Annotated in this window: 20 protein-coding genes; 9 read left to right on the top strand and 11 right to left on the bottom strand. The window is 75.9% G+C overall.

Features of this window, described 5'->3' with window-relative positions:
• Positions 1-179: 179 nt before the first annotated feature.
• Positions 180-1,385: a 4-hydroxyphenylpyruvate dioxygenase gene (hppD, locus tag CHB98_RS16660; RefSeq protein WP_089306707.1), complete on the bottom strand. Its 1,206-nt coding sequence runs from the start codon at positions 1,383-1,385 to the stop codon at positions 180-182.
• Positions 1,386-1,560: 175 nt separating this feature from the next.
• Between hppD and CHB98_RS16655 the strand changes: the two genes are divergently transcribed.
• The 3 genes from CHB98_RS16655 (at position 1,561) to CHB98_RS16645 (ending at position 4,399) form a co-directional block, all read left to right on the top strand.
• The gene (locus tag CHB98_RS16655; protein ID WP_089306706.1) at positions 1,561-2,103 is read left to right on the top strand and encodes an Lrp/AsnC family transcriptional regulator; all 543 of its coding nucleotides are present in this window, start codon (positions 1,561-1,563) and stop codon (positions 2,101-2,103) included.
• Positions 2,100-2,891 carry a heliorhodopsin HeR gene (gene heR / locus CHB98_RS16650; RefSeq protein WP_089306705.1) on the top strand — a complete coding sequence of 264 codons (792 nt, stop codon included), beginning with the start codon at positions 2,100-2,102 and terminating at the stop codon, positions 2,889-2,891. Before CHB98_RS16655 ends, heR begins: the two co-directional genes overlap by 4 nt.
• A 335-nt stretch (positions 2,892-3,226) precedes the next feature.
• Positions 3,227-4,399 (top strand): hypothetical protein, encoded by a 1,173-nt coding sequence (locus tag CHB98_RS16645; protein WP_089306704.1) that lies wholly within the window; start codon positions 3,227-3,229, stop codon positions 4,397-4,399.
• 63 nt (positions 4,400-4,462) lie between these two features.
• Here the strand turns inward: CHB98_RS16645 and CHB98_RS16640 are convergent, their stop codons facing one another.
• Together CHB98_RS16640 and CHB98_RS16635 are read right to left on the bottom strand one after the other, a co-directional pair.
• Entirely contained in the window at positions 4,463-4,957 is a 495-nt protein-coding gene (locus CHB98_RS16640) for a hypothetical protein (protein ID WP_089306703.1), read from the bottom strand.
• Between the two features lie 175 nt (positions 4,958-5,132).
• Positions 5,133-6,566: a tannase/feruloyl esterase family alpha/beta hydrolase gene (locus tag CHB98_RS16635; RefSeq protein ID WP_245821266.1), complete on the bottom strand. Its 1,434-nt coding sequence runs from the start codon at positions 6,564-6,566 to the stop codon at positions 5,133-5,135.
• A 291-nt stretch (positions 6,567-6,857) separates the two neighbouring features.
• On the opposite strand from CHB98_RS16635, the gene CHB98_RS21780 reads away from it, so the two are divergent.
• Positions 6,858-7,400 carry a hypothetical protein gene (locus CHB98_RS21780; protein ID WP_179224600.1) on the top strand — a complete coding sequence of 181 codons (543 nt, stop codon included), beginning with the start codon at positions 6,858-6,860 and terminating at the stop codon, positions 7,398-7,400.
• Between the two features lie 131 nt (positions 7,401-7,531).
• Here the strand turns inward: CHB98_RS21780 and CHB98_RS22930 are convergent, their stop codons facing one another.
• The 3 genes from CHB98_RS22930 to CHB98_RS16620 form a co-directional block, all read right to left on the bottom strand.
• On the bottom strand, positions 7,532-7,969 hold the full coding sequence (locus CHB98_RS22930; protein ID WP_342744042.1) for an HNH endonuclease signature motif containing protein: 438 nt from the start codon (positions 7,967-7,969) through the stop codon (positions 7,532-7,534).
• A 23-nt stretch (positions 7,970-7,992) separates the two neighbouring features.
• Positions 7,993-8,829: a DUF222 domain-containing protein gene (locus CHB98_RS22925; RefSeq protein WP_342744041.1), complete on the bottom strand. Its 837-nt coding sequence runs from the start codon at positions 8,827-8,829 to the stop codon at positions 7,993-7,995.
• Between the two features lie 333 nt (positions 8,830-9,162).
• A complete protein-coding gene (locus tag CHB98_RS16620; RefSeq protein ID WP_089306702.1) occupies positions 9,163-9,405 on the bottom strand; it encodes a hypothetical protein in 243 nt (80 codons plus the stop codon).
• A 232-nt stretch (positions 9,406-9,637) separates the two neighbouring features.
• Here CHB98_RS16620 and CHB98_RS16615 point away from each other — a divergent pair, with 232 nt between their 5' ends.
• Entirely contained in the window at positions 9,638-9,841 is a 204-nt protein-coding gene (locus tag CHB98_RS16615; protein ID WP_014741881.1) for a cold-shock protein, read from the top strand.
• 63 nt (positions 9,842-9,904) lie between these two features.
• Here CHB98_RS16615 and CHB98_RS16610 read toward each other — a convergent pair whose 3' ends face one another.
• A complete protein-coding gene (locus tag CHB98_RS16610; RefSeq protein WP_089306701.1) occupies positions 9,905-10,357 on the bottom strand; it encodes a hypothetical protein in 453 nt (150 codons plus the stop codon).
• A 72-nt stretch (positions 10,358-10,429) separates the two neighbouring features.
• Positions 10,430-11,077: a hypothetical protein gene (locus CHB98_RS16605; protein WP_089306700.1), complete on the bottom strand. Its 648-nt coding sequence runs from the start codon at positions 11,075-11,077 to the stop codon at positions 10,430-10,432.
• An 824-nt stretch (positions 11,078-11,901) separates the two neighbouring features.
• On the opposite strand from CHB98_RS16605, the gene CHB98_RS22105 reads away from it, so the two are divergent.
• Genes CHB98_RS22105 through msrB form a run of 4 tightly spaced genes read left to right on the top strand, consistent with a single transcriptional unit; the run spans position 11,902 to position 14,495 of the window.
• Positions 11,902-13,059: a histidine kinase gene (locus CHB98_RS22105; protein ID WP_089306699.1), complete on the top strand. Its 1,158-nt coding sequence runs from the start codon at positions 11,902-11,904 to the stop codon at positions 13,057-13,059.
• Positions 13,056-13,397 (top strand): sensor histidine kinase, encoded by a 342-nt coding sequence (locus CHB98_RS22100; protein ID WP_089306698.1) that lies wholly within the window; start codon positions 13,056-13,058, stop codon positions 13,395-13,397. Before CHB98_RS22105 ends, CHB98_RS22100 begins: the two co-directional genes overlap by 4 nt.
• Positions 13,398-13,433: 36 nt before the next feature.
• Positions 13,434-14,039, top strand: coding sequence for a response regulator (locus CHB98_RS16590; protein ID WP_089306697.1), 606 nt, complete (start codon positions 13,434-13,436; stop codon positions 14,037-14,039).
• A gap of 33 nt (positions 14,040-14,072) precedes the next feature.
• Positions 14,073-14,495 carry a peptide-methionine (R)-S-oxide reductase MsrB gene (msrB, locus tag CHB98_RS16585; RefSeq protein ID WP_089306696.1) on the top strand — a complete coding sequence of 141 codons (423 nt, stop codon included), beginning with the start codon at positions 14,073-14,075 and terminating at the stop codon, positions 14,493-14,495.
• A gap of 10 nt (positions 14,496-14,505) precedes the next feature.
• On the opposite strand, the gene hemQ is transcribed toward msrB, so the two are convergent.
• From hemQ to hemE, 3 genes are all read right to left on the bottom strand, one after another.
• Positions 14,506-15,222 carry a hydrogen peroxide-dependent heme synthase gene (gene hemQ / locus CHB98_RS16580; protein ID WP_089306695.1) on the bottom strand — a complete coding sequence of 239 codons (717 nt, stop codon included), beginning with the start codon at positions 15,220-15,222 and terminating at the stop codon, positions 14,506-14,508.
• A gap of 283 nt (positions 15,223-15,505) precedes the next feature.
• Complete coding sequence (gene hemG / locus CHB98_RS16575; RefSeq protein WP_089306694.1) at positions 15,506-16,873, bottom strand: protoporphyrinogen oxidase; 1,368 nt, start codon at positions 16,871-16,873, stop codon at positions 15,506-15,508.
• A gap of 73 nt (positions 16,874-16,946) precedes the next feature.
• Positions 16,947-18,008: a uroporphyrinogen decarboxylase gene (gene hemE / locus CHB98_RS16570; protein WP_089306693.1), complete on the bottom strand. Its 1,062-nt coding sequence runs from the start codon at positions 18,006-18,008 to the stop codon at positions 16,947-16,949.
• Positions 18,009-18,031: the final 23 nt, after the last annotated feature.

Here is an 18,031-nt window from a genome sequence, read left to right as displayed (position 1 = left end):
CCACCAGCTCCTCGCAGTACAGCCCGCCGTCGGGACGGCGGAACTGGGTGTGCCGCTTGCGCGGGACCTCACCCACCTGCCGGTAGAACGCCATCACCACTCCTCCTGACGAACTGGATCGGCCACCCTCCAGGGTCCCGCGCCGAGCCTGCGAGGCGTGGGGGACGGGTGGTCCTTCTTCAGAAGTTGCCGCGCTTCTCCTGCTCGCGCTCGATCGCCTCGAACAGCGCCTTGAAGTTGCCGATGCCGAACCCGAGCGAGCCGTGCCGCTCGATGAGCTCGAAGAAGACCGTCGGGCGGTCGCCGATGGGCTTGGTGAAGATCTGCAGCAGGTAGCCGTCCTCGTCCCGGTCGACCAGGATGCCGCGCTGCTGCAGCTCCTCGATCGGCGCCCGGACGCTGCCGATGCGGGCGCGCAGCGCGGGGTCCTCGTAGTAGGAGTCCGGGGTGGCGAGGAACTCGATGCCCTCGGCGCGCAGGGCGTCGACGGTGCCGAGGATGTCGTTGGTGGCCAGCGCCACGTGCTGGGCGCCCGGGCCGCCGTAGAACTCCAGGTACTCGTCGATCTGGGACTTCTTCTTCCCCAGCGCCGGCTCGTTGAGCGGGAACTTCACCCGGTGGTTGCCGTTGGCCACCACCTTGCTCATCAGCGCCGAGTAGTCGGTGGCGATGTCCTCGCCGACGAACTCGGCCATGTTGGTGAAGCCCATGACCCGGTTGTAGAAGTCCACCCACCGGTCCATCGCGCCGAGCTCGACGTTGCCGACGACGTGGTCGACCGCCTGGAAGAGCCGCTTGGGCGCGCCGTCGCGCTTGACGTGGGACGACCTGCGGGCGACGTAGCCGGGCAGGTACGGGCCGGTGTAGCGGGACCGGTCGACGAGGGTGTGCCGGGTGTCGCCGTAGGCGGCGATCGCCGCGGTGCGCACCGTGCCGTGCTGGTCGGTGAGGTCGTGCGGCTGCTCCAGCACGGTCGCGCCCTGCGCGGCGGCGTGCGCGATGCACCGGTCGACGTCCGGGACCGCCAGGGCGATGTCGGAGATGCCGTCGCCGTGGGCCCGGTGGTGGTCGGCCAGCGGGCTGGCCGGGTCGTACGCGCCCGTGACGACGAAGCGCGCCGCACCGGACGTCAGCACGAACGCGCGGTGGTCGCGGTTGCCCGTCTCCGGGCCGGAGTAGGCGACCAGCTCCATGCCGAAGGCGGACTGGAAGAAGTGCGCCGTCTGCGTCGCGTTGCCGACGACCCACACCAGGGAGTCCCAGCCGGACACCGGGAAGGGGTCACCGGAGGCGTCGTACTCGACGAGGCCCACCAGCTGCCTGAGCTGGTCGACGTCCAGCTGGGCGAGGCGCTCCTCGTCGTTCAGCGTGTCCTCGAGGCTCATGGTCGTCTCCCCTCCACCACGGGTCCGTCCGGCGGTGCCGTGGTCACTGCACACCAGCCCGCAGGGCTGCACAAGCAGTGCCGGACTCCATGGTCAGACTGCCTGATCGGGCTAGGCTCCTCCGAGTCGAGCTGAGCAGCCAGCACAGTTCCTGCCGGCAGGTGGAGAGGTCACGGTGACCGCAGGACGGACCTTGGACGCGCTGGACGTGGCCCTGCTGGACGCGATCCGGAACCACCGGCGGGTCGGCGACCTGGAGCTGTCCCGACTCACCGGCGTGGCCCGGGCGACGGTCACGGCACGCCTGGAGCGCCTGGAGGCGGCCGGCGTGGTCACCGGGTACGGCCCGGACGTCGACGTGTCCGCGGCGGGGTTCGGCGTCCAGGCCTTCGTGACCCTGGAGATCGCGCAGGGCGCGATCGACGCCGTGGCCCGCGACCTGGAGGCCATCCCGGGCGTGCTCGAGGCCCATGCCACGACCGGCGTCGGGGACGTGCTGTGCCGGGTGGCCGCGACCTCGCACGAGGCCCTGCAGCAGACGCTGGTCGACCTCAACCGGTCGTCGTCGGTGGTGCGGTCCACCAGCGTGATCGCGTTGTCCGAGATCGTGCCGTGGCGGACGCTGCCGCTGCTGTCGGCCGGCGCCACCCCCAGCGCCGGCCGGTCGGCCATGCGGCCGGCCGGACCGCGGGGCCTCCCCTGCAGGCGGCCTTCGTGACCGGCACCACCCGTCCCCGCTCGGCACCGGTCGCCACGGGGGTGGACGACGCCCGGCTGGCCGGCCTGCGGCGCTGGAACCTGGTGCTCGCGGTGCTGCACGCCGCGCAGGCCGTCGCGGTGCTGCTGCTGGCCAGCGACTTCGCGATCACCGTGACGTCGTCGTTCCCGGCCGGTCCGCCCGGGACTCCGGTGCCGGCCCCGGAGCCGCTGGTCGACGTCGGCGTGGGTGCGGCGATCGCGGTCTTCCTCGCCCTGGCCGCGGTCGACCACGCGGTGACCGCCACGGTGGGCCGCCGCCGCTACGAGGAGGACCTGCGCGGCGGCCTCAACCGGTTCCGCTGGCTGGAGTACTCGCTCAGTTCGACGGTCATGGTGCTGCTGATCTGCGCCTACACCGGCATCACCGGGCTCGCCGCGCTGATCGGCATCGCCGGCGCCAACGTCGCGATGATCCTGTTCGGCTGGCTGCAGGAGCTGGTGAACCCGCCCGGCCGGACCCGGACGACGATGCTGCCGTTCTGGTTCGGCTGCGTCGCCGGGGCCGCCCCGTGGGTGGCGATCACCGCCAACATCCTCGGCGCCGAGCAGATCCCCGGCTTCGTCTACGGGATCTTCGGGTCGCTGTTCGTGTTCTTCACGAGCTTCGCGGTCAACCAGTGGCTGCAGTACCGGCAGCTCGGCCCGTGGCGCAGCTACGCCTACGGCGAGCGGGCCTACCTGGTGCTCAGCCTGGTGGCCAAGAGCGCGCTCGCCTGGCAGGTCTTCGCCGGCTCGCTGGCCACCTGACCCGGCCGCCGGGGTGCGGCGGCGCGCACGCGACACGCCCGTCCCCACGGCACGGGAACACCCCGAGATGTGAAGTGTGTTTCCTGATTCACAGAGCGGTAGTGTGGTCATCGACCGGTCGCCGGTCGGGCGGCCGGTGGACGAGGGAGTGGTCGCCGTGTCGGAGTTCACCACGTGGCTGGCCCTGGGCCTGTGGACGGCCGCCGTCTCGCTCCGGGTGCACCCGCGGACGCACCGCTGGGCGCCCCGCGGCATCGCCGGCGGGTGGGCGGCGCGGTACGCGGCTGCGCCACCGGGCCCGGTCACCGGCACACCCACCCTGCCGGTGCCCCGGCTTGGACCGGCGCCTGGCCCTGGTCGAGGCGGCCCGGCTGCTGGCCGGGGAGGGGCTGGCGGGCCGGCGTCTGGTCGAGGAGCTGATCGACCGCGTCGACCGCCTTCCCGCCGAGGAGAACGTGTTCCTCGCCAGCACCATCGCGCTGCACGACCTGGAGGACCCGGAGGAGGCCACCGCGGTCGTGCCGCTGTTCCGCGGGGTGGGGCCGGACGGGCGGGCCGACGAGCAGTACATCATCACCGAGGCCTCCGACTTCGCCGTCGCCCAGCTGCTCGGCGTCGACCACGCGCTCAGGCTCGTGTGGGCGCGGGGCAGCGGCGGTGACCAGGAGGTCTCCCTGGACCAGGAGGACCGGATGCGGTTCCGCGGCACCGTCGACTTCGGCCCCGAGCGCAGCGTCGAGCCGGCCACCGAGGAGACCGTGGTCCCGGGGACCAGCGTGTTCCCGCCCGCCGCCGTCCAGCCCGGGGCCGTGGCCGACGCCGAGTGGTCCTCGGCCGTGGTGCTGCCCAGCGGGCTGGTGCTCAACGCCCAGGTCGTCGCCAACGACACCGGGCTGCACGACCGCGCCACCGACATCGACGTCCACGACCGGCAGGTGACGATGGAGCTGCTGGACGGCTTCCAGGGCGGCGACCAGCTCTGCTACCACTTCGTCACCGACTCCTCCGACCCCGTCGCGGCCACCCTGGAGGCCGGCGTCTACGCCCCGCGGCTCGCCGAGCTGCCCCGCTTCGGGGAGAGCCCGCTGGACGACCGCTCCGCGCTGCTCGGCCCCTCCCCGAACATCAACGGCCGCGAGGGCCGCGACGACCCGGAGCGGCAGGGGCTGAACTACACGGTGGCCAGCGGCGGGGAGGACCCGATCAACGTCTTCCTCCTGGACCCGGACAACCGGCGCGCGTACGACAACGACCACAGCCCGATGTGGGACGCGCACGTCAACCAGTGGACCCGTGCGGCCGTGGACGCCGGCGAGCGGCGCCGGATCACCGGCTTCGCCGACCTGCGGGCGCTGGTCGACGAGGGGCTGGTGGAGAGCGGGGCGATCAGCCCGGAGGGGCCGGGCAGCCCGTTCGTGGCGGGGCTGCGGCCGAGCAACATCATCATCAACTGCCCGGTGATCCCCCAGCCGTTCGAGACCGAGGAGGACGACGACCCCACCACCTGACCCCGGCGAGAGGGGTGGCGCGGTCCGTCCGGGGAGCGACCCGGGCGGACCGCGCCCACCGGCTCACCGGTCGTGGCCGGCCCGTCGTCGAGCTCGGCGGCGCGTCGCAGCGCGCGGCGCCGCCGCACCCCCCACACCGCGAGGGCGACGCCGACCGCGGGCGTGGCCCAGGGCAGGTCGACGCCCTCGCCCGAGCCCACCCGGGAGACCACCCCGTCCCAGCACGACGGCCAGCCAGACGGCGAGGAGCACGACGACCACCCCGTGGGTCCGGGGGTCGCGCGGCAGCCGGGGCCGTTCCCGCTCGAGCAGCTCGCGGGCCCACTCGGCGGCCACCGGACGCAGCCGCGGGTCGGGCAGCCGGCGTCCCCTCGGGACGTCCTCGGCGATCCGCGACGCGTCCCCGGCCGAGAGCCCGTGCCTCCGGACCGGGTCCCGCCACGGGTCCGGCTCGGCGTCGGGGCGCAACCGCGACCGGAGCGGCCGGCGGGCGACCCACACCGCGAGCAGCGGCAGGCCCACGGCGAGCACCAGGACGGCGACGAGCGGCACGGTCACCCGGGGACGATGACCAGACACCCCCGGGACGACCCGGACCGAACGGCCCGGTCACCCGTCCGGGTGACCGGGGCCGGACCGCCCGGCCGGGCTGCGGGTCCGCCGGGGGCACCCGCCGGCTGCGCTGCGGGTCCGCGGGGGCGCCCGCCGGCCGGAGGGTGCCGCCCGCGGGTCCTCAGCTCAGCGTGCAGGTGTCGAGCAGCGCCGGGTCGGTGGCGCCGTTGCCGGCCGGCCGCGGCACCGTGGCGCTCGCCGGGGGCTCCTCGCGGTCCTCCACCCAGGCGGTGAGGGCGTCGAACGCGGTCCGGGCGCACGGCAGCATCGGCCGCAGGCGCTGCGGGTCGAGGCCGACCAGGCTGTCGACGTGGTTGCCGCCCTCGATGCGGTAGTAGCGGTGCAGCCGGTCCCGGTGCTGGTCGGCGACCATCGCGGCGTACACGTCGCTGTCGGTGCTGATCGGCAGCAGGGTGTCGAGGGTGCCGTGCAGGGTCAGCAGCGGCTTCTTGATCTTGCCCGTGAGGCTGATGCGGGCCAGGGCGTCGTGCACCGGCTGCGATGCCGGGTCGGCGAACCAGGCGTCGTAGTCGGCGTCACTGGCGCAGGGGGCGAGGATCTCGGGCAGCGTGGTGCCCGCCGTCGCCCCGGGGCAGGTGGGGTCGTAGTCCGGGTCGAACTCCGCCCGGTACACCTTCTGCGTCAGGCCCCAGTACACCTGCTGATGGTAGGGCCACAGCGACTCCGACCCGCGCGCGAAGCCGGCGGCGTACATGTCGTCGGCGTCGGCCCGGCCCAGCGTGTAGCGCACCGCCGTGGGCAGGTAGGTGAACAGGTTCGGGCCGTCCGGCGTGAAGAGGGTGCCCTCCCAGTCGACGCCGCCGTCGTACAGCTCCGGGCGGTTCTCGAGCTGCCAGCGCACCAGGTAGCCGCCGTTGCTGATGCCGGCCATGTACGTGCGCTCCGGCGCGTGGCCGTAGCGCTCCTTCAAGGCACCCCTCGCCGCGACGGCCAGCTGGGTGACGCGGTCGTGCCACTCGGCGACGGCGTCGGCGGGCTGCTCGCCGTCAAGGTAGAAGTCCGGGCTGTTGTTGCCCTTGTCCGTCGAGGCGTAGGCGAAGCCCTGGGCGACGACGGAGTCCGAGAACAGGAAGTCCGAGGCGTACTGCTTGCGGTTGCCCGGAGCGCCGGTGACCACCAGGCCGCCGTTCCAGTCGTCCGGGATCCGCAGCACGAACTGGCTGTCGTGGTCCCAGCCGTGCGTGGTGTTGAACGAGGAGGTGTCCGGGAAGTAGCCGTCGACCTGCAGCCCCGGCACCCCGCTGGGGTTGGTCGTCCCGGGGGCGTGCAGGGGGAGCCAGTCGGCCTGGTCGGTGTACTGGCCCGGCGGCGCCGTGAGCAGGCCGGCCGTCGTGATGTCGGGCAGGCAGGTGGTCTCGGCGCGTTCCGCGCCCGGCACCTCGACGCTGTCGGCCGCCGTGCACGGGCGCGGCGTCGCGGGCCGGTCCGGGCCGTGCCCACCGGGGTGGGCGGCCGCGGGCGCCATCTGCAGGGCGAGCGCCGCGGCGGTGCCGAGCGTGAGGACCAACGGGACGGGCCGGCGGCGCAGGTGCAACGGGACTCCTTCGTCCGTGGTGCGGGTGCCGCGATGGTGTCGGAGGCCACACCCCGGCGCAACCCTGCGTATCGCTGCGCGCACGCTCCACGCGCGCGGCCCGGTCGTGATCCCGGAGCCGCACGCACGGCCGCGGCTGTCCGCGGGGTCTGCGATCGCACGCTGTCGACCCGGGACGAGCCGGTGTCCGCCCGTCCGTTCACCCGTATGGGTGACACGCGAGCCGATCGACGCCGCCGCGGTGCCCGACCTGCCGTTGGGGGGACGTCCGGTCCACGACGGAGGTGCACGATGCGGGTCCCGATCCTGCTGTACGGCGTGCTCTACGTCGTCGTGGAGATCGTCGGCGTCCAGCTCGCCACGATCGGCTGGCCGCAGCTCACCGCCCTCGATGTGGCGACCGCGCTGGCCAACGCCTGCCTGACCGTCGCCGTCGGCATCGTCGTCCTGGCCGGCATGGACGTCGCCGGCCGGCGGTGGCGCCGGTCGGTCGAGGCGTGGTGCGAGGAGCGGGCGCTGGCGGCCGGGACGGCGTGGGACGAGCCCAGGACGATCACGGTGCCGTCGTGGCGGACGGAGCCCCTGGCGCTGCCGGCGGGTCCGTCGTCCGGCGGTGCGACGTCCCACGGTGCGACGTCCCACGGTGCGACGTCCCACGGTGCGACGTCCCACGGTGCGACGTCCCACGGTGCGTCGTCCCACCATGCGTCGTCCGACGGTCAGTCGTCCCCCGGGGCACGCGGTGGCCGGCGGCGGGGCCCCACCCCCGGTGGCGACTACGCCGTCCCGCCCCGGGGACGCCCCTTCCCGGAGCAGCCGGGCCACCTGCTCTGAGCAGGCCGCCTCGCCCCCTCCCGCACGCGGACGGCCGGCAGCCGGCCCGGTGCCCGGTGTGGGCGCGGGTCGGCTCCGGCTCGGTCGCGGGTGCGGGTGCGGGTGCGGGTGCGGTGATGGAGCGGCAGTGGTCAAGCGGCGGTGGTGAGCGCTGGTCCGGTTCCGCCTAGTCCGTTGCCGCGCGGCGGCCCGGTTCCGCCCGGTTCAGTACCGCTGGGTCCGGTGCCGCTGGGTCCGGTGTAGATCCGGGTGCCGTCGGGGCTCCAGGTGTGCCACTGCCCGTCGGGTTGACGTTCGACGCGGAAGCCGTGGTGGACCTTGGTGTGGTGCCGTTCGCACAGCAGCGCGGAGTTGGCCAGGCTGGTCTCCCCACCGTTGGCCCACTCCAGCAGGTGGTGCACGTCGCACCACCAAGTGGGCGCACCGCAGCCGGTGAACACGCAGCCGCCGTCACGCACCTCCACCGCCCGGCGCAGCGAGGGTGGGACCAGGCGCAGGGCGCGGCCGTGGTCCAGCGGGATCCCGTCCGGGCCCATCACCACCCGGGTGACGGCCCCGTCGCAGGCCAGCCAGCGGGCCCGCGCCGCGGAGATCAGCGCGCCGGAGGCCAGCTGTGCCGCGCCGCCCCGGTCGCCGGGTCGGTGAGGTCGCCGATGCCGACCGTGACGACCACCTGCGGCTCGTGCCCGCGCAGCACCGGCAGGGCGCCGGCGGCCAGGGCGGTGTCGCACAGCTGCACCAGCGCGTCAGCCTGCTGCTGGGTGCGCGTCCGCTCGGCGGCGGCGGCGGCGGCGGTGCGGCCGGCCTGCACGATGGCCTCGATCGCGGTGCTGAACTCCTCCCCGCCCACGGCGTCCAGATCGCCGCGGAAGCTGACCGACCCGTCGGCGTCCCGCACGATGCTCAACCGCCGGCCCTCGGTCGGATCGGGCTCCGGGCCGTCGGCGTCCAGGCGGTCGCTGTAGTGCCGCACCGCCCTGACGGTGTCGGCATACGGCCGGGTGCGGGCCAGCCCGGTGAGCAGCCCGTCGACCGCGGCCACGCCCACGCCCTGGTCGGCGGCCAGCGCCAGCCTGCCCGGCTCGGCGATCCGGCCGAGCACCGCGGCCTGCTCCCCGGTCACCTCCCCCGCGGCGAACGCCGCCGCCATCACAGGCAGGTGCACCAGCGCGCGGCCGGCGCGCACCACCCGGGCGGCCTCGGCACCCGACAGGTGGGCGTGCCCGCGCAACCGGGGACCCATCGTCTTCAGCCCGTCGTGCTCCACCGCCCCGGACACGTCGCACTCCCGGACCGTGCGGGCCACCTCCGCCGCCAGGCGGTTCTGCGCCAGCAGCAGCGGCCGCAGCCGCTCCAGCAGCGCCGGGCCGAACAGCGGGGCGAGGTCCTCCGCGGCCAGGGCGTCCAGCGCGTCCGACAAGCCGTCCACCACACCTCCTCCCCATCGGCTCGATCACGTGTTCGAAGTCCACCGCGGCAGGCAGGCGTGATCAACGCGAATCCCCAGCTCAGACGCCCGTCCACAGATCCGGCGGGGCCTCGACGAGCGGCGGTCTACCGGTGGAAGAGCGCCCAGCCGAGCGAGCGCGCCGTCCACCCCTCCGGCCGGACGTCCCGGGCCACCGGCAGGCTGGTCACCGGCCGCCGGGCCAGCCCGACGGCGTCGGCCCGGGTCGGACCACCCGGCCGAGGGAGGCACGTCCCCACCTACAGCGAGGCAGGCCCCGCGGAGGTGACGGGTGCCCGGACAGGAGTGGGCGGGTCAGCGGGCGAGCGCGGCGGCCCGGCCGCCCAGGGCGTGCACGACGAGCGCCGCCGCACCGGCGCCGCGGATGCTGCGGGCGAGCGCGATCGCCTCGGCCGCGGTGGCGGGGACGTCCGCGCGCGGCGCCACCGCGCCGGTGAGCACCAGGCGCTCGGCCAGGTCGGCGTCCAGGTCGGCCTCGGCGAGGTCCACGACGTCGACCAGGACGAGGGGTTCGGTGGTCAGCGGGGCGGCGGTCATGGCGGGCGTCCGTTCCTCGGCTCGCCGGGTCCCTCCCGGCACGGACGACGATCCGGGCCGCTCCGCAGGCCGCCGCGCGGGGAGCCGCAGGATCACCGCAAGGTCGCCGACGGCGAAGACGGACCGGCCCCAGCGCCCCGCGGACGCCGTTGTGCGGCTATGGTCGTCCGCGTCGGGAAGGCCTCTGCGCTATGGCAGGACCCCGATGCACCACCTCAGCTAGGAGCGAGCAATGCCCGAAGGAACTGTCAAGTGGTTCAACGCGGAGAAGGGGTTCGGCTTCGCCACCCCTGACGGCGGTGGGCCGGACGTGTTCGTCCACTACTCGGCCATCCAGACCAGCGGGTACCGCTCGCTCGACGAAGGCCAGCGCATCTCGTTCGACATCGAGCAGGGCCAGAAGGGCCCCCAGGCGGCGAACGTCAACCCCGTCTGATCCCCGATCAGCACAGCGCCCCCGTCCGGCTCAGCCGGGCGGGGGCGCTGCCGTTCCCGGGGGTCACCGGGCCCGCGGCACGTAGCCCCCGATGAGCGCCGACATGAGCAGCGCGCCGTCGTCCGGCCCGAGTGACGTCGCCGCCTCGGCCAGGGCCCGCCACCGGGCCCGCTCGACGTCGGTCGGCGCGTTCGACGCCCGCGCGGTGAGCTGCTCGACCAGCCGCTCCCACTCCCCCTGCGGCGTCGGCCACAGCCCGGCCAGCCGCCGCGCCTCGGCCGAGATGCCGGTGAACCGCACGATCTCGCCGGCGTAGTTGGTCAGCGCCTCGACGTAGCCCGCCGACACCAGCGCCCGCGCCGCCGCCGCCACCTGCGGCTTGGGCAGCCCGCTGGCCGGCACCACCTGCCCCAGGTACGGGTTGCCGCCGTGCTCCGACCCGTCGACCAGCCGGGCGATCGCCCGCAGCACGGGCAGGTCGCGGGTGAACCAGACGTCGTCGAGCTGCTCGGGCACCCGGCCAGTCTCCGCCGCGCACGACGGCGCCCCGCCACCCGGGTCACGGGGTGGCGAGGCGCGGCCGCCGGCTCAGCGGGCCCCGGTCAGCTCCGGGCGGAGGAACAGCAGGACGCCGAGCGCGACGTAGCCGACCAGCAGGTGCGCGGCCCCGACGTACTGGGTGACGGCGGGCAGCAGGAACGCGGTCGGGACGACGACCGGCCCCCAGCTCTCGGCGACCAGCGGCCAGAACCGGGCTGCACCGCGCCACCGGCCGGCGATGGCGATCCGGACCCCGAGCGCGGCCATGCCCAGCATGGACAGCGGCCAGAACAGGTCGATGACGAAGAAGAACCCGGTGTCGTAGAGCCCGGGCGTGAACGCCCACATCAGCGACGACACCATGGCCACCGTCAGGAGGCCGTGCTCCACGTGCAGCAGGCCCCGGGCCAGCCGGCCGGTCCCGATGGCCCCGGTGCGCAGCTGCGCGGTCACCAGGAACGCCAGGCCCAGCTGGAAGGCGAAGGCGGCGACGTTCACCACCGCCGCCTGCCAGGTGCCGGCCGGCGGCGTCGTCCCGAGCGCGGCCACGGCGGCGGCCCAGGAGCCGGCGCCGGCGGCGACGGCGATCCCGACCCGGCGGACCAGCCGGGCCGCGACGGCCGGCGCCGCCGTGGCCCCGGGGGCCCCGACCGGGGCGTCGGTGCGGGCGGGGGCGGGGTTGCTGCTGAGGGACATCTGGTCCTCCGTCGTGTCGTCGCGGTGCCCTGTGCACCGGCTGGGAGGACCGTCGCGGGGACGCGTCCCGGGCACCCAGGGCCCGGCGCCCTCGATCCGGTCACGGTCGGTGTCCCGGGTGACACGGGACAGCCGCCCCGTGACGGGCGGGACGCCGGCAGGTGAGGATCTGCGCGTGCAGGTGGGCATCCCGGTGGCCGGGCCGAGCGCCGCGCCGCCGGTCGCCGAGGCGGCGCCCCGCGGGCTGCCCGGGCGGTCATGGCGCCGGAGGGCCGCCGCCTGGACGGTCCTCGGGGTCGCCCTGGGCGCCTCGCTCGCCGCTGCCGTGCTGGACGTGGTGACCCCCGAGGAGTTCCGGGAGGGGCTGGGCCGAAGTGCCGGCTGGCCGGTCACCCTGCCCGGCGTGGCCCTCGCCGTCCCGGCGGCGCTGCTGCTCCTCCGGGCCCCGCGCAACGCCGTCTCCTGGGTCCTGGCCGGCACCGGCCTGCTGTGGGCGGTGGACGGGCTGGCCGACGCGTGGGTCACCCACGCGCTGCGCCACGACCCGCCGCTGGCCGGCGCGAGCCTGGCGTTCTGGACGGTCGAGCGGCTCGGCGCGGCGCTGCTGCTCGGCCTGCCGCTGCTCCTCCTGCTCTACCCGTACGGCCGGCTCCCCTCCGGCCGGTGGCGCCGCTCGCCGTGGCCAGCCTCGCCTCGACCGCGCTGCACGTCCTGCTGCTGCTCGTCGTCCCCTCGGAGGTCGCCTTCTCCCGGGAGGGCACCGGCACCCGGAGGCCTACCGGGCGCTGGACCTCGACCTCACCACCCTCCCGCTGCCGGCCGACGTGGCGCTGTCCCTGCTGCGGGTCGCCTTCCCCGTCGCGGTCCTGGGCATCGTCGTCCCGGCGGCCTCGGTCGTCGCCCGGTACCGGCGGGCGCGGGGCGAGGACCGGCGGCGGCTGCGCTGGCTGCTGTGGGCGGCCGTCGTCGACCTGCTGGTCATGCTCTCGACCCTGCTGCTGCCCGGTGACCCGAGCACCGCCGCCCTGTCGGTCGCCGTGGCGCTGACCGGGACCGCCGTCGCCGTCGCCGTCGGCATCCTGCGGCCGCGCGCGGTCGACATCGACCGGCTGCTCGGCGGCACCGTGGTCTACGGGGTCCTCGGCGTCGGCGTCGTGCTGCTGGACCTCGCGGTGGTCGGCGCCGCCGGCGCGCTGCCCGGCGACCGGCTCGGGGAACGCGACGCCACGCTGCTGACCCTGCTGGTGGTCGCCGCCGTCTACCTGCCCCTGCGCGCGCCGCTGTGGCGGCTGGTCCGCCGGTGGGTGCTCGGCGAGCGGGAGGACCCGTACCGGGTGGTCTCCGGCCCGGCCGAGCGGCTGGAGCGCACCGACGGGGCCGAGGAGCAGCTCATGGCCATCGCCGCGGGCGTGGCCGAGGCCTTCCGCTCGCCCTACGTCGGCGTGGAGGTGGAGCAGGCCGGCGGCGGGCGGGTGCTGGCCGAGCACGGCCGCCGCCCCGCCACGGTGCAGTCGCTGACGATCGCCTACCGCGGCGAGGAGGTCGGCCGGCTGCTGCTCCCCCGGGACGGGGTCCGCGCGCAGCTGGTCACCCGCGACGAGCGGCTGCTCGCCGACGTCGTCCGGCAGGCCGCCGCGGCCGCGCGCGCCAGCTCGCTGGCCGCCCAGCTGCAGCACAGCCGCGAGCAGCTGGTCGCCGCGCGCGAGGAGGAGCGCCGCCGGTTGCGCCGGGACCTGCACGACGGCCTGGGGCCGGCGCTCGGTGCCGTCGTCCTGCGCATAGACACCGCGCGCAACCTGGCCGCGACCCGGCCCGAGGAGTCCGACCGGGTGCTGCGCCAGGTCCGCGACGACGTCGCCGCCGCGCTGGCCGACGTCCGCCGGCTGGTGCACGACCTGCGCCCGCCGGCCCTGGACGACCTCGGCCTGGCCGGCGCGGTGCGCCAGCAGGCCGAGCGGCTGCTCGCGCCCGGGTCGCGGTGACCGTCGAGGCCGGCGACCCCGCCGACCTCCCGGCGGCGGTGGAGGTCGCCGCCTACCGGATCGCGTCGGAGGCGCTGGCCAACGTGGCCCGGCACGCGTCGGCGCGGCGGGTGCGGGTCACGCTGGGACGGCAGGACGACGGCGCGCTGGTGGTGGCCGTCGCCGACGACGGCGTCGGCATCGCCCCGGACGCCCCCGCCGGGGTGGGGCTGGTGTCCCTGCGCGAGCGGGGGGCCGAGCTCGGCGGCCGCTGCGCGGTGGAGTGCCCGGCGTCCGGGGGCACGGTGGTGCGGGCGGTGCTGCCCGCGGACGGAGGGGGTGCCGGTGGAGGGCGCTGAGGAGCCGATCCGGGTGCTGGTCGTCGACGACCACCCGTGTACCGCGACGGGCTGGCCGCGCTGCTCGGCTCGGTGCCCGGGCTGGTGGTGGTCGGCACCGCGGCCGACGGCGCGGCCGCGGTGGCGCTGGCCCGCCACGAGCAGCCCGACGTCGTGGTGATGGACGTGCAGATGCCGGTGCTGGACGGGATCGAGGCCACCCGGCGGGTCGCCACGGAGTCGCCGTCCGTCGGGGTCGTCGTGCTGACCATGAGCGAGGACGACGGCACCGTGTTCGCCGCCGTCCGCGCCGGGGCCCGCGGCTACCTGCTCGAGGGCGCCGACCAGGAGGAGGTGGTCCGCGCGATCACCACGGTCGCCTCCGGCGGGGCGGTGTTCGGGGCGGCGCTGGCGCGGCGGATCGCCGAGTTCTTCGCCGCCGGGCCGACCGGGCCGGAGACGGCGTTCCCCCAGCTGACCGCCCGCGAGCGGGAGGTCCTGGACTTGGTGGCCGCGGGGCGGTCCAACGCGCAGATCGCCGCGACGCTGTACCTGTCGCCGAAGACGGTGCGCAACAACGTGTCCAACGTGCTGGCGAAGCTTCAGGTCACCGACCGGGCCCAGGCCATCGTCCGGGCGCGGGAGGCCGGCCTGGGGCGCTGACCGCGCTGGCGGGCGGCTCGTACCGTGGAGGGCATGACCACGTCCGCGCAGAACCAGCCCCGGGTCACCAGGAGCGACGAGGAGTGGCGGGCCCAGCTGTCGCCGGAGGAGTACGCCGTGCTGCGCCAGGCCGGCACCGAGCGGCCCTGGACCGGCGAGTACGTCGACACGAGGACGCAGGGCGTCTACAGCTGCCGTGCCTGCGGCGCCGAGCTGTTCCGCTCGGAGACGAAGTTCGACTCGCACTGCGGGTGGCCGTCGTTCTACGAGCCGACGTCCGCCGACAACGTGGTGCTCCGCGAGGACCGCGCCTTCGGGATGGTCCGCACCGAGGTGCTGTGCGGCAGCTGCCACAGCCACCTCGGGCACGTCTTCGAGGACGCCCCGCAGACCCCCACCGGCGACCGCTACTGCATCAACTCGGTGAGCATCCGCCTGGAGCCCGCGGAGGGCTGAGCCCCTCGCGTCAGGGGAGGTCGGCGACCAGCTCGGCCACGGGCTTGCGGACGCCGGTGTAGAACGGCACCTCCTCGCGGACGTGCCGCCGCGCGGTCGAGGCCCGCAGGTCGCGCATCAGGTCGACGATCCGGTGCAGCTCGTCGGCCTCGAAGGCCAGCAGCCACTCGTAGTCGCCGAGGGCGAAGGAGGCCACCGTGTTGGCCCGGACGTCGGGGTAGCCGCGGGCCATCTGGCCGTGCTCGGTGAGCATCGCCCGGCGCTCCTCGTCGGGCAGCAGGTACCACTCGTAGGACCGCACGAAGGGGTAGACGCACACGTAGCGGCGCGGCTGCTCGTCGGCCAGGAACGCCGGGATGTGGCTGCGGTTGAACTCCGCGGGCCGGTGCAGGGCCATCTGCGACCAGACCGGCTCCAGGTGCCGGCCCAGCGCGGTGCGGCGCAGCCGGGTGTAGGCCTCCTGCAGCGCCTCGGGCGTCGAGGAGTGCCACCAGACCATCAGGTCGGCGTCGGCCCGCAGGCCGCTCACGTCGTAGGTGCCGCGGACGACGACGTCCTTGCCGGCCAGCTCGTCGAGCAGGCCCTGCACCTCGTCGGCGATCCCGGTGCGCTGCTGCTCGCCCAGCGGGCGGGCCAGCCGGAACACCGACCACATCGTGTAGCGGATGGTGGCGTTGAGCTCGTTCGCGCGCTTGCCGATGCTGCGCTGGTCGGTCTGCTCGCTCATGGACCCATCATCCCCCGTCGGTGGTGCCGGTCCACCGCCGCCCGCCGGTCCGGGGGCGGGCGGCGGCGGCAGGTGTCAGCGGGTCGCCGGAGCGGTGTCCCGCTGGCCCCGGACGGACGCGGCGTGCGCGTCGCGGCAGTCGCCGCAGGCGGCCATCCAGACGTGGTGGCGCAGGCAGCGTGAGGGTCGGAGGACAGGACGGACGGGGTGGTGCACGGTCACGGCAGGTGCAACGGCCCCCGTCCCGCCGCCATGCCGACCGCCACCGTGGCGTCGGGCACGCTCACAGCAGCGCGTCGACGGCCCGCTGCGCGTCGCGGATGCACGCCGGCACGCCCACCCCGCCGAACGCCGCCCCGGCGATCCCCAGCCCCGGCACCGCGGTGACGGCGGCACGGACCGCCGCCACCCGCGCCGGGTGGCCCACCAGGTACTGCGGCAGCCCGCCGCCCCAGCGCACGACCCGGGTGGCCACCGGCTCGGGCCGGGACAGCTGCAGCAGGTCGGCGACGTCGGCGACCACGGCCGCGGCCAGGTCGTCGTCGTCCCGCTGCAGCTGGTGCTCCTCGCCGTACCGGCCCACCGAGGAGCGGACCAGCAGGTGCCCGCCGGGCGCGAGGTGCGGCCACTTGCGGGAGGAGACGGTCACCCCCTTGACCAGCCGGCCGGTCACCGGCGGCACCAGCAGCCCGGACCCGGGGGCCACCTCCTGCGCCGGGAAGGCCATCGCGACCACGGCCATCGAGGCGTACGGGATGCCCCGCAGCGGCTCGACCGCGCCGGGCGCGACCCCGGCCAGCAGCCGGGCGGCCTTGCCGGCCGGCGCGGTGACCAGGACGGCGTCCGCGGCCAGCCGCTCGGGTGCGTCCCCCCGGCCGACCGAGAGCTCCAGGCCGGTCGCCGTCCGGGTCAGGCCGTGGGCCGGGGTGCGCAGCCGGACGTCGGCGCCCGAGGCGGCCACCAGTGCGGCCGGCAGCGAGCCGATGCCGTCGGCGACGGTGACGAACACGGGGGTGCCGGTGTCGAAGCGGCTGCGCGCGCCGGCGTCGCGGGCGGCGGCGGCCGCGGCGAGCACCGACCCGGCGGCGGGCAGCTGCGCGGCCAGCTGCGGCATCGTGGCCTGCAGGGACAGCTCGTCGGCCCGCCCCGCGTAGACGCCGCCGAGCAGCGGCTCCACCAGCCGGTCGACCACCTCGTCGCCCAGCCGGGCGCGCAGCAGGGCGCCGACCGCCACGTCGCCGTCCAGCGTCAGCGGCGGCAGGCCGGCCTCGGCGTGCACCCGGGCCACCCCGGCCGGGGTGAGGATCCCGTCGAGCCCCTCGGCCGACGCCGGGACGCCGAGCACCGTGCCGGCCGGCAGCGGGAACCGGCCGTCGGGCAGCACCACGGTGGCCTGCGTGGTGGCCGGGGCGACCAGCCGGTCGGCCAGCCCGAGCCGCTCGACCAGCCGCACCGCCTCGGGGACCCGCGCGAGCACGGCCTCCGGGCCGGTGTCGTACCACTGCCCGGCCAGCTCGACCCGGTGCACCTTCCCGCCGACCCGGTCCCCCGCCTCCAGGACGACGATCTCGTCGTCCGGGCGCCGGCACCGCCACTCGAACGCGGCGGCCAGGCCGGTGATCCCGGCGCCGACGACGACCAGCCGGGTCACGGGCCCGCCTCGCCGGCGCTCGTGGCGCCCGTGCGCCCGGGTGCTGTGCTCATGCGTGACCTCGCCCGCTCGGTCACGTCGCCGTCAGCTCGTGCACCAGGTCGACGACGGCGGTGAGCACCCCGGGGTCGGTGTCGGGCAGCACGCCGTGGCCGAGGTTGAACACGTGGCCCCGCGCGGCCCGGCCCTGGGCGACCACCCGGCGCACCTCGCGGTCGACGCTGGCCCGGTCGGCGAGCAGGACGGCGGGGTCGAGGTTGCCCTGCAGCGACCGGTCCGGGCCCACCCGGCGGGCGGCCTCGTCCAGGGGCACCCGCCAGTCGACGCCCACGACGTCGGCCCCGGCGTCCCCGAGCAGCGGCAGCAGCTCCCCGGTGCCCACGCCGAAGTGGATGCGCGGCAGGTCCCGGTCGCCCAGGGCGTCGAACACCGCGCGGGAGTGCGGCAGCACCCGCTCGGCGTAGTCGGCCGCCGACAGCACCCCGGCCCAGGAGTCGAACAGCTGCACCGCGGAGGCGCCGGCGTCGGCCTGGGTGGTGAGGAAGGTGGCGGCGGAGACGGCCAGCCGGTCCAGCAGCCGGCCCCACGCCTCCGGCTCGGCGTACATGAACGCCTTGGTGCGGGCGTGCTCCTTCGACGGCCCGCCCTCGATGAGGTAGGTGGCCAGGGTGAACGGCGCGCCGGCGAAGCCGATCAGCGGCGTGCCCCCGAGCTCGGCGACCAGCCGGCGCACGGCGGTGGCCAGGAAGTCCAGCCGGTCGGGCTCCAGCGGCGGCAGCGCGGCCACGTCGGCGACGGTGCGCACCGGCTGGGCGATCACCGGGCCGACCCCGGGCTTGATGTCGATGTCGACGCCGGCGACCACCAGCGGCAGCACGATGTCGGAGAAGAGGATGGCGGCGTCCACCCCGTGCCGGCGCACCGGCTGCAGGGTGATCTCGGTGACCAGGTCCGGGTCCTGGCAGGCCTCGAGCATCCGGGTGCCGGCCCGCAGCGCCCGGTACTCCGGCAGCGAGCGGCCGGCCTGGCGCATGAACCACACCGGGGTGCGCCGCACCGGCAGGCCGCGGGCGGCCCGCACCAGGTCCGACTCGGCGGGGAGGGGCGCGGGCGTCGGAGCGGGAACGGCGGTCACGACGTCCCATCCTCCCAGACCCC

The organism is Geodermatophilus pulveris, assembly GCF_900188375.1.
Lineage (GTDB): Bacteria > Actinomycetota > Actinomycetes > Mycobacteriales > Geodermatophilaceae > Geodermatophilus > Geodermatophilus pulveris.
This window is presented reverse-complemented; position numbering and strand designations above follow the sequence as displayed.

Bases quoted from the DNA above. Each gene is read 5' to 3' on its own strand.
- hppD (WP_089306707.1), bottom strand. From the start codon at position 1,385: ATGAGCCTCGAGGACACGCTGAACGACGAGGAGCGCCTCGCCCAGCTG.
- CHB98_RS21780 (WP_179224600.1), top strand. From the start codon at position 6,858: ATGCGGGTCCCGATCCTGCTGTACGGCGTGCTCTACGTCGTCGTGGAG.
- CHB98_RS16620 (WP_089306702.1), bottom strand. From the start codon at position 9,405: ATGACCGCCGCCCCGCTGACCACCGAACCCCTCGTCCTGGTCGACGTC.
- CHB98_RS16615 (WP_014741881.1), top strand. From the start codon at position 9,638: ATGCCCGAAGGAACTGTCAAGTGGTTCAACGCGGAGAAGGGGTTCGGC.
- CHB98_RS16605 (WP_089306700.1), bottom strand. From the start codon at position 11,077: ATGTCCCTCAGCAGCAACCCCGCCCCCGCCCGCACCGACGCCCCGGTC.
- msrB (WP_089306696.1), top strand. From the start codon at position 14,073: ATGACCACGTCCGCGCAGAACCAGCCCCGGGTCACCAGGAGCGACGAG.
- hemQ (WP_089306695.1), bottom strand. From the start codon at position 15,222: ATGAGCGAGCAGACCGACCAGCGCAGCATCGGCAAGCGCGCGAACGAG.